Source organism: Castellaniella sp. UC4447_H14, from assembly GCF_052978285.1.
Genome location: NZ_CM129666.1, coordinates 822,059 through 835,208 on the forward strand (window position 1 = coordinate 822,059; position 13,150 = coordinate 835,208).

Genomic DNA, 13,150 nt, shown 5'->3' on the forward strand with positions numbered 1-13,150 from the left:
TCGTAAAGGCACCCGGGGCCGGGCTTGCAAGCCCGGCCCGTTCGCCAGGCTAATGAAGGTCCGCAGGGACCTTCATTAGTCCAGGCTCACCCCACCATCATGAGGGTGGCGTTGCCGCCGGCGGCCGCGGTGTTGATGCACACCGATACCTCGCGTACCAGCATCTCGAGCGGGTATACCGCACCGGCGGCCAGCTCGTCGGAACGCCGGGCGACAACAGGAACGATGGGGCCGGCGCGATCGGCCACGTGTTGCGTCAGATGCAGCAGATCGTCGCCATCGCCCTCGAACAGCACGGCCTGGTAATCCGCCGTGGCGACCTCGTCAGCCGCCACCCAGTCCGGTGTCGGCCCGGCATCCGCGAACTGATACAGCGCGCGGGCAGACGCGGAGTCCATACACAGCATGCTGTTGCCGCTCCGGCGGCAGGCGTCGCGCTGTGCTCGTGCGCCAGCCGGTGTGGCCGCCTGGCACAGCACGACGCCGCGCGGCTTGAGGCGATAGAGGTTGCTCTCACCGGTGGGCCCCGGCAATTCGAGCGCGGCTGTGGAATCTCCAACCCCCGCCAGCGGCAGATCCGTCGGTCCCGAGGCCAACAGCCGGTGCAGGTAGAGCGGCCCGCCGGCCTTGGGGCCGGTGCCCGACAGGCCTTCGCCGCCAAATGGCTGCACACCGACCGTGGCGCCTACGATATTGCGATTGACGTAGATGTTTCCCGCCCGGATGCGATCGGTCACATGATGAACGGTTTCGTCCAGTCGCGTATGCACACCGAACGTCAGGCCATAGCCACGTCCGTTGATCTCATCGATGACACGATCCAGGTCCTCGCGCTGATAGCGCAGCACGTGCAGCACTGGGCCGAAGACCTCGCGTTCCAGTTCCCCCACGTCGGTGATTTCGATCAGGGTGGGGGCGACGAACGTGCCGTGGCGCGTCTGCTCCGCCTCCAGTTCTCGTCGCGCCACGGGGTGCCCGGACGTCTGCATGGCCGCCACGTGCTTCTCGATGACGCTTTGTGCCTGGGCATCGATGACCGGGCCGATATCGGTGGACAGCAGATCCGGCCGCCCTACCCTCAGCTCCTGCAACGCGCCGCGCAGCATGGTCAGTGTGCGATCGGCGCAGTCTTCCTGCACGCACAGCACTCTGAGGGCCGAGCAGCGCTGGCCCGCCGAATCGAAAGCGGAGCTGAGAACGTCGTAGACGACCTGCTCGGTGAGCGCCGAGGAATCCACGATAAGGGCATTCTGGCCCCCCGTCTCGGCAATCAGCGGGACTGGACGACCTGTAGGATCCAGGCGTTTTGCCAAGGTGGCCGCGATGAGTTTCGCGACCTCTGTGGAGCCCGTGAACATGACGCCGCGAATCGCTGGACTCGCCACCAGCGCGGCTCCCACCGTTTCGCCCTGTCCGGGCAGCAGTTGCACGGCGGCCGCCGGGACGCCCGCACGATGCAGCACCGATACCCCGTACGCCGCAATCAGGTTGGTCTGCTCGGCCGGTTTGGCCAGAACGACGTTCCCGGCGGCCAGAGCCGCACTGATCTGGCCAGTGAAGATCGCCAGTGGGAAATTCCACGGACTGATGCACAGCACCGGCCCCAGCGGCCGATGCGTGTCGTTGGAAAACTCGGCTTCGATGCGGGCGGCATAGTAGCGCAGAAAATCCACCGCTTCCCGTACTTCGGAAATCGCATTCGGATAGGACTTCCCGGCCTCGCGCACGATGAGCCCTATGGTGGTCTGCATCTCGGCTTCCATGATCTGGGCCGCATGCCGCAGGCACTGGGCGCGATCGGACACGGGGGTGGCCGCCCAGATGGGCGCGGCATACTCGGCGCGGCGCAATGCGGTCTGCACGTCGCCGTCGTTCGCCTCGATCAGCATTCCGACCTGATCGCGGTGATCCGCAGGGTTCAGGACCGGCCGGGCGCCGGCCGGGTCCCAGTCCCCGGCCGGCGCGGCACGCCACTCCTGAGTGCCGCTGGCCAGGAGCGCGGCCGCCAGAGAGCCGAGGCGATGTTCGTTGCTGAGGTCCAGGCCGGCCGAGTTGAGGCGATGATCACCTCGCGACCGATACAGGTCGCGCGGAAGAGGAATCCGATCATGCGCCGCGCCCAGCGGCTGGATGGCGCGCGCCTTGGTCACCGGGTCCGCCACCAGCCCATCGACCGGAATGCTCCTGTCCCCGATCTGGTTGACAAAAGACGTGTTGGCGCCGTTTTCCAGGAGGCGGCGCACCAGATAGGCCAGCAGCGTTTCATGGGTCCCCACCGGAGCATAGATCCGGCAAGGCCGGTTCAGCCTGCCCTTGGAGACGGGACCGACGACCTCCTCGTACAGCGCCTCGCCCATGCCGTGCAGACACTGGAATTCATACTGCCCGGGATAGTAATTCTCGCCAGCGAGGTAATAGATCGACGCCATGGTCTGCGCGTTGTGGGTCGCAAACTGCGGAAAGACCGCCTCGGGAGCCGACAACAACTTGCGGGCACAGGCGAGATACGACACATCGGTGTGAACCTTGCGCGTATAGACCGGATAGCCTTCCAGGCCATCGACTTGCGCACGCTTGATCTCCGAGTCCCAATAGGCGCCTTTGACCAGTCGGACCATCAGGCGATGCTTGCTGCGGCGCGCCAGATCGATCAGGAAGTCAATCACGAAGGGACAGCGCTTCTGATAGGCCTGGACCACGAAGCCGATGCCGTTCCAACCGCGCAAGCGCTCGTCAAAGCACATCGCCTCCAGCAGGTCCAGTGACAGCTCCAGGCGATCGGCTTCTTCGGCATCGATATTCAAACCGATGTCGTAATGGCGGGCCAGAACGGCAAGCTCCAGCATGCGGGGCAGCAATTCCCCCATGGCACGATCCCGTTGTGCACGGGCATAGCGCGGATGCAGCGCCGAAAGCTTGATCGAGATTCCAGGGCCTTCGTAGATGCCCCGCCCCTGGGCAGCCTTGCCGATGGCATGGATGGCCTGCTGATAGGACTTGTGGTAGCGGGCAGCATCCTCGGCCGTCGTCGCCGCTTCGCCCAGCATGTCGTAGGAATAGCGGAAGCCGACGTCTTCGAGCTTGCGGCCATTGGCCAGCGCCGAGGCGATCGTCTGCCCGGCCACAAACTGCTCGCCCATGAGCCGCATGGCCATGTTCACCCCGCGGCGGATCAGCGGCTCGCCGCCTTTGGCAATCAGTCGGGTCAGCGCCCGGGACAGGTTCTGTTCACTGTGGACGCCCACCAGTTTCCCGGTGACCAGCAAGCCCCAGGTCGCGGCATTCACGAACAATGACTGCGATTCGCCGATGTGCGCCTTCCAGTCTCCCCGGCTGATCTTGTCACGAATGAGAGCGTCGCGCGTGGCACGATCCGGAATGCGCAGCAGCGCTTCGGCCAGGCACATCAGGGCCACGCCTTCCTGGCTGGACAAGGAAAACTCCTGGATGACGCCCTCGACACCGCCACCGGTGCGCTTGTCGCGCAACGCCCCGACCAGGCGCGTCGCCAGCGCCCGCACCGGCTCGGCCTGCTCGACCTCGGCCTGGTCCAGCAACATGGCTACGCATTCCGGCTCCGGCCGTCTATAGGCGGCCGTGATCGCCGAGCGCAGCACGGATTGCGGCTGAATATCCTGGGCGAACGCGTAGAAAGGCATTTGCGAATCGGACTCGCCGGATGCCTCAGGGGCGTCAGAACCTGGTCGATGATCGATATCCTGAGGGACCTGGCCCCGCTCGATCGCTTCGATGTAAGTCACCAGCGCCTGCTTGTGCAACCAGTGAGGCGTGCACCCCATTGATTCCGCCAGTTGCTTCAGGCGCCCGCGCAGCGCCTCATCGACCTTTACACCCAGGGTAACCGTGCTCATATCAGGATTCGCCAGAAAACCAGAGCCGGGAGGGGTCCCGGCCCGAAGGGTATGCTACCGGGTTGTACCCAACCCTTCCATTATGGTTAACCCGTTATCTTATCAGGTGCAACCTGAATATTGAACCCCTGGGATGCCGGTGGAACCCGGCGTGGACCCCTGGCCGGCTATCAGGCGGCCCAGCGACTGCAACGCCCGGCGCTGGCCGTCGACCAGCGCCGCCATCCCGGCACCGACCGACAGGGAAACCCCCGCGCGGCACAACCGGGGCGCCGACGCGCCAGGACCATGGTCCGTCCAGTCGGCCTCAAGCACGGCGCGCTCGTCCCACACGAGGTCAAAACGCGTCACGCGCACGGTCACGGTACGCGCCCGAAGGCCTGCCATGCCCGGCATCCGATTCAGATCCGGCACGCCCAGCGCGCCGGCCACCGACCCGGACAGCCGCTCCTGAATCTGGTCGCGCAACGGCGCGGACCATAGGGATTGATTGAGCACCTGAACCGACGGACCCGATGCGGGGTCGCGGACGACAAGCTGCATCCGATCCACTTCGGCCGGCACCTCCGACACCTGCAGGCGAAGGCCGTACGTTGGCCGCGAAGCCGGGACTTCTGGCGTGGACCCGAGCGCGGAAGAGGCCAGGCTGTAATAGTGGATGGCCGGAGCCGCGCACCCCGCCATCAGCGCCATCACCCCGAACGCCGCCCAGGCTGTGCGTATCATGAAGGTCTCCTAGTGCAATTGATCGGTCGCATGTCCGCGCAGCAGGGTCTCCGGGTGCGCCTGCAAGGCATTGGCCAGCACCCTCAGGGCGCGGGCGGCGCGGTCCAGCTCCTGCAAGGTTCCCTGCATGCCGGCCAGGAGGGGCGCATTCGGATCCAGTGTCTGCCCGACCCGATCCAGGGAGCGCTGCGCCGAGCGCAGCGTCCGGGCGGCCTGAGGGGCCACCTGGCCATCGAGGCGCTGCAACAGTGATTTCAAACTCTCCAGGTTGCCTTGCAATTCCTGCCCGATCTGGTCCAGCGGAACGCGGTCCAGTTTTGTCACGATGCTGGCCAACTGACCCTGCAGGCGGTCGAAATCTCCCGGGACCGTGGGTACCAGGTAACCCTGGGTGGTGGCAGCCTCGCCCGGGGGTACGGTTTTCTCGTTGGGGAAGAAGTCCATCGCGACGTATTGCTGCCCGGTCAGAAGGCTGGCCGAGCGCAACTGGGCCCGCAGACCGTGCTGGATCAGAGGTTCCAGCAGAGCGGCGCCTTCTTTGCCATGTTCGGACCGCACCAGCGCCCGATAGGCATCGCTGAAGCGCATCGGGTAGATCAGCGCTCTCACCCGGACATAAAAGCGCCGTCGACCCGCGTCGTACTCGACGTCAATGTCGACGACCTTGCCGATCGCCAGACCGCGAAAGTCGACTGCGGCGCCGACCCGCAACCCGCGGACCGACTGATCAAAATGCAACTCGATGGGTGAAGCCTTGCCATCCGGATCAGCAAGAGCCTCGTCGCGGGTCTCAAACAGTGTGTAGACGCTGCCCGGCTTTGCGGGCGTCGTGTCCGCCACTCCGTCATAGGAGGCCGATTCATCCGCCTGGGCAAAGGCCACGCCGCCATTCAGAATGGCCGACAACCCACCGGTACGCACCCGCACGCCGTCGGGCGAGACCGACATGTCCACCCCGCTGCTATTCCAGAACCGCGTATCGGGAGTCACATAACGATCATAGGGCTTGCGCACGAACACCTGTATCTGCACGGACCGTCCATCATCGGCCATGGCGTAGCTCACCACGCGCCCCACCTCGACACGCCGGTAATAGACGCGAGAGCCCACCGAGAGCGACCCCAGGTCATCGGCGTGGAGCGTGTAGCGGCTGCCGCCTTGACCGCTGAGCACCTCGGGCTGGTTTTCCAGCCCCTGAAACTCGTAGACCGGGGGACCCTCCACACGAGTGGGTGCATCCACGCTCAGGTACTCCCCCGAGATCAGGGTATTCAGCCCGGAGACCCCGGCCAAACTCACCTGCGGGCGCACTACCCAGAATTTGGAGCCCTTTTGGGTGATGTAGTCGGCACCCTCACGCTTGAGCTGCACATCGACCAATACCTCCTGCCGGTCCGGCGCCACTCGGATGTCCCTGACCTCGCCGATATCGACATTGCGATAGCGCAGCTTCGTCTGTCCGACGGACAGACCCGCCGCCGTCGGAAAACTGATCGTGATCACCGGACCGGTACGAATCCAGACCGAGGCGACCAGCGACACCCCGACGGCCAGCGCCAGCAGCGGCACCAGCCACACCCAGGACCAATGCAGGCCTCGACCGGGAACAAGAATCGGCCCCGGCGGCGAAGCGGGCTCCGCAGGGCCTTCCGGGCGCTCTTCTTCAGTCATCGATCGGCTCCCGTAATGGATCCCATCCGCGGCGGGGATCATAGCGCAGGGTGGCGGCCACGGTGAGGATCACGACCATGCCGAAGTTCAGCGCGGCGGGCCCGATCACGACCCGCGTCAAGCCCTGGAAGTTCGCCATGGCGGCCAGCAGCACCACCACGAAGACATCCAGCATGGACCACTGCCCGATACGTTCCACAGCGGCATAAAGACGCGTCCGCCGGCGTTGCTCGGGGGCGCCGCCCCCGGAATGTTCGCGAAGCAGCAGCGAGGCCAACGCGAGCAACTTGGTCAGGGGAACCAGTACGCTCGCGACAAATACGATCACGGCCAGATCCCACGAACCCGCGCGCCAGAGTTCGACCACACCACCCAGAATCGTGTGCTCGCTGCTTCCCAGGAACGTCTGTACCTGCATCACCGGCAGAACGTTGGCAGGAATATAAAAGATGACGGCTGCCACCACCAGGGCCCAGACCTCGCCCCGGTGTTGAACGGCAGAGTGCGGAATGCGCGAACCGCAACGCAGGCAGCGTCCCGTCGCCTGTGGTGCCTGGACGAACCCACAGCGATCACAGACCGAGCCGGTCCCGTGCGAGCCGGACACGATGACACCGCCCCCATCTTCGGCCAGACGCCAGAGCGCCGGCGCATCCCAGCGCCCCAGTCCGGCCAGCAGGAAGATCAGCACGAAGAACGCATACAGCCCCGGGCCCCCCTCTACATGGGCAAGCCCCGCCAGCTTCACGAATGCGACCAGCATGGCCAGCACCAGCACCGACGCCATGGACCAGGGCGTCAGCCACTCCAACCAGCGCAGCGCCCGGGCCAGCGAGCCGGTACCGACCTGGGACAGGATGAGTTCCATGCCGCGAAGCGTGAGCACGATACAGATCAGGGGAAACCAGAATCCCACCAGCCCCGTCAGAATCGACACACCGTAATAGCCCCGGTCCCATGCCAGACGGAGCGCCCCCCAGAAGGTCACCTGAAGGTCCACGCCCTGAACCGAGATATCCGCAAGCGGAAAGGCCTGAGCCAGGACGAAGACGACGAGGGTCGCCCACGCCATCGCATACCACTGGTCGGGGGAAAGCCAGCCCCGTCGATAAAGCTCGGCATGGCAGCAACGGCACAGAGCACGACCGCCGGGCGCCACTGGCGCCCGGCGGTGCAGGGTACCGCAGTGCACGCAGGCGATCAGAGGCCCGCCCCGCATCAATCCACGAGCTCGGGCTCAGGGCGCGACGGCGCGGGGACAGCCCCGCGGTCGGCGGAGGCATCCGGAAAATTCAGCACCACCTGGCCCTGGGCGTCAAGATCGACCTCAACCGGTCCACCATGAGTCAGCCGACCGAACAGCAATTCGTCGGCCAGTGCACGGCGAATGGTGTCCTGAATCAGCCGCTGCATGGGGCGCGCGCCCATGGCCGGATCGAAGCCTTCGCGGGCGAGATAATCCCGCAGCGCCTGCGTGAAGATGACTTCGACCCGCTTCTCGTGAAGCTGATCTTCGAGTTGCATCAGGAATTTGTCCACCACCTGCATGATGACTTCGCGCGGCAATGCCGCAAAACCGATGATGGCATCCAGCCGGTTGCGGAACTCCGGCGTGAACAGACGCCTGATCTCGGCCATCTCGTCGCCCGTGTGCACCGTCGTCGCGAACCCGATGGCGTTGCGGTTGAGGGTGTCCGCGCCGGCGTTCGTGGTCATGACCAGGATCACATTGCGGAAGTCCGTCTTGCGGCCATTGTTGTCGGTGAGCGTCCCATGATCCATGACTTGCAGCAGGATGTTGTAGACGTCGGGGTGGGCCTTTTCGATCTCGTCGAGCAACAGCACGCAATGCGGCTGCTTGGCAACGGCTTCGGTCAGCAACCCGCCCTGATCGAACCCGACATACCCGGGAGGCGCACCGATCAGCCGGGAAACGGTGTGTCGCTCCATGTATTCGGACATATCGAAACGCAGCAGTTCGATTCCAAGCACGAAAGCCAACTGGCGCGCGACTTCGGTCTTGCCCACGCCGGTCGGTCCCGAAAACAGGAAGCAGCCGATGGGCTTGTCAGGCCGTCCCAAGCCAGAGCGCGCCATCTTGATCGAAGCAGCCAGCGCCGAAATAGCCTTGTCCTGACCAAAGACCACCGCCTTCAAGTCCCGCTCAAGCGTCGCAAGCCGATGGCGGTCGTCGGTAGAGACGTTTTGCGGTGGAATGCGCGCAATGCGCGCGACCGTGGCCTGGATTTCCGCGCGTCCGATGAGTTTTTTCTGGCGCGACCTCGGAAGCAGCCGTTGCGCGGCGCCCGCCTCGTCGATCACGTCGATGGCCTTGTCCGGCAGAAAGCGATCGCTGATGTGGCGCGCCGCCAGTTCAGCCGCCGCCGTAATCGCCGCGCCGGAGAAACGCACCTGATGGTGAGCCTCGAAGCGGGCCTTCAGGCCGCGCAAGATCTGAATGGTCTGCTCCACCGACGGTTCAGGCACATCGATCTTCTGAAAACGCCGCGCCAGCGCGTGGTCCTTTTCGAAAATGCCTCGGTACTCGGTATAGGTGGTGGCGCCGATGCACTTGAGCTGCCCCGAGGACAGCGCCGGCTTGAGCAGGTTGGAAGCGTCCAGCGTCCCGCCCGAAGCAGAGCCTGCCCCGATCAGGGTGTGGATCTCGTCGATGAAAAGAATCGCCTGGCGGTTGTCCCGCAGCGACTTCAAGACCAGTTTCAGGCGCTGTTCGAAGTCGCCCCGATATTTGGTGCCGGCCAGCAACGCCCCCATGTCCAGCGCATAGACCTGCGTGCCATGCAAGACATCGGGCACGTCGCCCTGTGTGATGCGCCACGCCAGGCCCTCTGCGATGGCCGTCTTGCCCACGCCGGCCTCTCCGACCAGCAGCGGATTGTTCTTCCGCCGGCGGCACAGGACCTGGATGACGCGCTCCACCTCGTCCTCGCGGCCGATGAGCGGATCGATGTTGCCCTTCAGGGCCTCCGCATTCAGGTCGGTGGCGTAAGTTTCCAGCGCCGACTTCTGCTGCTCGATCTTGGGATCGGCCGCGGGTGGCTCCTGGCGAGAGCCATCGGGCACGGAGGGTTCCTCGGGCGCCTTGGTGATGCCATGCGACAGAAAATTGACCACGTCCAGCCGCGAGACGCTTTGCTGGACCAGGAAGTACACCGCGTGGGAGTCCTTCTCGCCGTACATGGCCACCAGCACATTGGCTCCCGTGACGGCGGCCTTGCTGGAACCGTTGGATGACACGTGCATGATGGCACGCTGGATGACACGCTGAAAACCGAGCGTGGGCTGTGTGTCGACCTCGCCCTCGCCCGGGAATACGGGCGTGTTCTCTGCAATGAATTTGCGCAGATCCTGGCGCAGCGACTCGACGTCCGCGCCGCAAGCGCGCAAGACCTCCACCGCCGACGCGTTATCCAGCAAGGACAGGAGCAAGTGCTCGACGGTAATGAATTCGTGCCGTGCCGCGCGGGCTTCAACGAACGCCATATGCAGGCTGACTTCAAGCTCTTCGGAAATCACGCTTCCTCCATTGCATATCGGAGCGGATGAACCAATCCGTTGCTTCTATTCTATGACTAAATGGCCACCGGGTTCCCCACAGGGATTACCCGCCGGGTAAGACTCACGGAACCGGAACAGGTTCCATCAAACACTGCAGGGGATGCTGGTCGGCGTGCGCCATGCGCAACACCCTGTCGACGCGGGTTGCCGCCACGTCGCGAGTATAGATGCCGCACACGCCACGCCCCTGATGATGGACCTCGAGCATGATGCGCTCCGCTTCGGCTCCATTCTTGTGAAAGACGACTTCCAGCACACGGACCACGAAATCCATGGGCGTATAGTCGTCGTTGAGCAATATGACCCGATACATCGGCGGCGGCGCCAAACGCACCGGCGTTGTTTCGCTGCTCAGTTCACGCTGGGTCTGAATGACGGTCGGCATGCATCAAAAACAGGGAAGTGGCCTTTATCGCCAGCGACTTTCCTAGTAGTTTCCATAGTTGACTGAACGACATCAGATTCAGCATGATCACCGTATTCCTACGGTCGTCAACTCTGATGGCCGGGGACGTATGAACCCTACACTATAGTCGAGAGAGGCAGTTTGCATGTCGGAATCCATCGAAAGTACCGAAGCGTCACAGAAATTGACCGGGACGGTTAAGTGGTTCAATGATGCCAAAGGCTTTGGCTTCATTACTCCCGACAACGGGGGGGAAGACCTTTTCGCGCATTTTTCATCGATTCAGATGAACGGCTTCAAGACTCTGAAAGAGGGTCAAAAGGTTCTGTTCGACATCGCGCAGGGGCCCAAAGGCAAACAGGCCCTGAATATCACGGCTGCCTGAGCAGGACACATTTGCGATTTTACCGCGATGCAGGGCCCGGTTGGCGCCCTGCATTTTGTCGTCGGCGACCGGCCCTCCGGCTGACAGCACTGATCTTCGTGCTGGGTATGCTGGGCGCGCCGGCGGGAGCGCAGCCGCCGCTTCCGGCCATTCCGCTGGAAGTCGGCGGGCACACCGTACGCGCCGAACTGGCCGATACGCCCGGTCGCATGCGCGACGGCCTGATGGACCGTACGCACCTCGCTGCGGACAGCGGGATGTTGTTCATGCTCGGGCCGCCCGACGACCTGTATTGCTTCTGGATGAAGAATACCCTCCTCCCGCTATCGATCGCCTTTATTGACGAGCGCGGCAGGATCGTCTCGATCCAGGACATGCAGCCCCTCAGCCTCACGCCCCACTGCCCCCCCAGCGCCATCACCACCGCACTGGAGATGGCCCAAGGCTGGTTCGCCCGCACAGGGATTCAGGTGGGCGATTCCGTTCAAGGCATCCCGCCCATGCCGGCCGCCGCGCAGCCACAATAAAAAGGCCCGCCCGGCGGCGGGCCCGGAAGGTGGGAACGCGATCAGCCCAGATTGGACGCCGCGAAGTCCCAGTTCACCAGTTTCCAGAAGTGCTCCAGATACGTGGGACGCGCATTGCGGTAATCGATGTAGTAGGCGTGTTCCCACACGTCACAGGTCAGCAGCGCTTTGTTGTTGGTGTTGACGGTGGTGCCAGCGTTGCTGGTGTTGACGATGTCCAGCGACCCGTCGGGTTTCTTCACCAGCCACGTCCAGCCAGAACCGAAGTTGGCGCCGGCGTCGTCCGAGAACGCTTTCTTGAAGGCGTCGACGCTCCCCCATTTGGCTTCCAGAGCCTTGCGCAGCGCACCGTTGGGCTCGCCCCCGCCATTGGGCGACATGCAGTTCCAGTAGAAAGTGTGGTTCCAGACCTGGGCCGCGTTATTGAAAACGCCGCCGGTGGATTTACGGATCACGTCTTCCAGACTGAGCGAAGCGAGCTCGGTGCCTTCGATGGCCTTGTTCAACTTCGCGACGTAGCCCGCATGGTGTTTGCCATAGTGGTATTCCAGCGTTTCCTTCGAAATATGCGGGGCAAGCGCATCCAGCGCGTAGGGAAGCGGCGGCAGAGTAAAAGCCATAACATTTCCTTCAAAAGCATTGAACGAACTGAAAGGCGACGGCCCCGAAGGGCCCACGCCTGGAACATGCCTTAGGGTCGAACGACCCGGGCCATGGTCCGGCCCTGTGCCAATTCGATATCCAGCGGTTCCTCCGCCTCCAAGTCTAACGCATTTTTGGCGATGGACCCGTCAGCTCGGTGGACGATGGCATACCCTCGCTGAAGGACGCCCCGGGGGTCCAGGACCTGCAAGGTACCCAGTACCGCCCGCAGGCGCTGCGACTGCGTGCGCAACCGGTGCTGGAAGCCGGACTGCAACTGCTGCGCCGCCCATTGCAGGCGCTGCCCGCGAAGCCGTACATGCTGGGCCGGGGAGACGAGTTGGGCCGCTGCCCTGTCGAGTCGCAGTGCGGCCTGTTCCAGGCGGCGCTGCTGGGCGCGGGCCAGCCTCTCGACGAGTGCCTGAACCTGACTGCGCGCCTGATCACGGGGCGCACAGCACAGCTCCGCAGCCGCCGTGGGCGTCGGCGCGCGCAGGTCGGCCACGAAATCCGCGATGGTGAAATCGGTCTCGTGGCCCACGCCGCTGATGATGGGGATGGGGCTTGCCGCCATACGGCGCGCCAGCACCTCGTCATTGAAGCACCACAAGTCCTCGAGACTGCCGCCGCCGCGCACCAGCAGCAGCGTGTCGACCTCGGCGCGGTCCAGTGCCGCATCCAATGCGGCACACAACTGGCCGGCGGCCTCACGGCCCTGGACCTGCGCCGGGTAGATGACGACACGCACGTGCGGGGCGCGCCGTGCCATGACCGAGAGCACATCCTGGAGCGCCGCTGCCGCGAGCGAAGTGATGACGCCCACGGCGCGGGGCATGGCCGGCAGCGGCCGGCGGCGGGCAGCGTCGATGAGCCCCTCGCGGACCAGACGGTCCCGTAACTTGAGGAAGGCCTCATGCAGGTCGCCGCGGCCGGCGCGGCGCATGGCCTCGACCTGTACCTGATAGTCTCCTCTGGGCTCGTAGAGGGACACCTGTACGCGAAACTCGAAACGATCCCCCGCGCTGGGCACAAAGCCGACGGTTTGGGCGCGCCCGCGGAACATGACGGCGCGCACGGCCGCCGCGTCGTCCTTGATGGAAAAGTACCAGTGGCCGGATGCCGCCCGCGTGAAATTGGAGACCTCTCCAGCGACCCACAGGCGCGGAATCGAAGATCCCAGCACGTCCGCCACGCGGCGATTGAGCGCAGACACGCTCAACACCTCCTCGGACGTCGCTTCGCCGCACCCCAAAGGGCTTTGCGGGACAAAACTCATTGAAACCTATCCACAGAAAGCCTCGCGTTGTCAAACCCGCCTATTTTCCGGCCTGTCGGCGCAACA

The 13,150-nt window shown here is 64.2% G+C and carries 10 protein-coding genes; 2 read left to right on the forward strand and 8 right to left on the reverse strand.

Annotated elements, in window-relative coordinates; genetic code table 11:
* Positions 1–86: 86 nt before the first annotated feature.
* The 6 genes from putA to clpS all read right to left on the reverse strand — a co-directional run bounded on the left by putA (position 87) and on the right by clpS (position 10,233).
* On the reverse strand, positions 87–3,872 hold the full coding sequence (putA, locus tag ACVCMJ_RS04000; protein WP_447080156.1) for a trifunctional transcriptional regulator/proline dehydrogenase/L-glutamate gamma-semialdehyde dehydrogenase: 3,786 nt from the start codon (positions 3,870–3,872) through the stop codon (positions 87–89).
* 102 nt (positions 3,873–3,974) lie between these two features.
* Positions 3,975–4,598 (reverse strand): PqiC family protein, encoded by a 624-nt coding sequence (locus ACVCMJ_RS04005; protein WP_447080157.1) that lies wholly within the window; start codon positions 4,596–4,598, stop codon positions 3,975–3,977.
* A gap of 9 nt (positions 4,599–4,607) precedes the next feature.
* The gene (locus ACVCMJ_RS04010) at positions 4,608–6,269 is read right to left on the reverse strand and encodes a PqiB family protein (RefSeq protein ID WP_447080158.1); all 1,662 of its coding nucleotides are present in this window, start codon (positions 6,267–6,269) and stop codon (positions 4,608–4,610) included.
* The gene (locus tag ACVCMJ_RS04015; protein ID WP_447080159.1) at positions 6,262–7,341 is read right to left on the reverse strand and encodes a paraquat-inducible protein A; all 1,080 of its coding nucleotides are present in this window, start codon (positions 7,339–7,341) and stop codon (positions 6,262–6,264) included. The genes ACVCMJ_RS04010 and ACVCMJ_RS04015 overlap by 8 nt, the downstream gene beginning before the upstream one ends.
* Before the next feature lie 146 nt (positions 7,342–7,487).
* Entirely contained in the window at positions 7,488–9,806 is a 2,319-nt protein-coding gene (gene clpA, locus ACVCMJ_RS04020) for an ATP-dependent Clp protease ATP-binding subunit ClpA (protein ID WP_447080160.1), read from the reverse strand.
* A gap of 103 nt (positions 9,807–9,909) precedes the next feature.
* Positions 9,910–10,233 (reverse strand): ATP-dependent Clp protease adapter ClpS, encoded by a 324-nt coding sequence (gene clpS / locus ACVCMJ_RS04025; RefSeq protein ID WP_447080161.1) that lies wholly within the window; start codon positions 10,231–10,233, stop codon positions 9,910–9,912.
* Positions 10,234–10,399: 166 nt separating this feature from the next.
* Here clpS and ACVCMJ_RS04030 point away from each other — a divergent pair, with 166 nt between their 5' ends.
* Both ACVCMJ_RS04030 and ACVCMJ_RS04035 read left to right on the forward strand, forming a co-directional pair.
* The gene (locus ACVCMJ_RS04030) at positions 10,400–10,639 is read left to right on the forward strand and encodes a cold-shock protein (protein WP_447080162.1); all 240 of its coding nucleotides are present in this window, start codon (positions 10,400–10,402) and stop codon (positions 10,637–10,639) included.
* A gap of 107 nt (positions 10,640–10,746) precedes the next feature.
* Complete coding sequence (locus tag ACVCMJ_RS04035; protein WP_447082668.1) at positions 10,747–11,166, forward strand: DUF192 domain-containing protein; 420 nt, start codon at positions 10,747–10,749, stop codon at positions 11,164–11,166.
* A gap of 41 nt (positions 11,167–11,207) precedes the next feature.
* On the opposite strand, the gene ACVCMJ_RS04040 is transcribed toward ACVCMJ_RS04035, so the two are convergent.
* Positions 11,208–11,786, reverse strand: a complete 579-nt coding sequence (locus ACVCMJ_RS04040) for a superoxide dismutase (protein WP_447080163.1) — start codon at positions 11,784–11,786, stop codon at positions 11,208–11,210.
* A gap of 71 nt (positions 11,787–11,857) precedes the next feature.
* Positions 11,858–13,084 carry an exodeoxyribonuclease VII large subunit gene (xseA, locus tag ACVCMJ_RS04045; protein ID WP_447080164.1) on the reverse strand — a complete coding sequence of 409 codons (1,227 nt, stop codon included), beginning with the start codon at positions 13,082–13,084 and terminating at the stop codon, positions 11,858–11,860.
* Between the last annotated feature and the right edge of the window lie 66 nt (positions 13,085–13,150).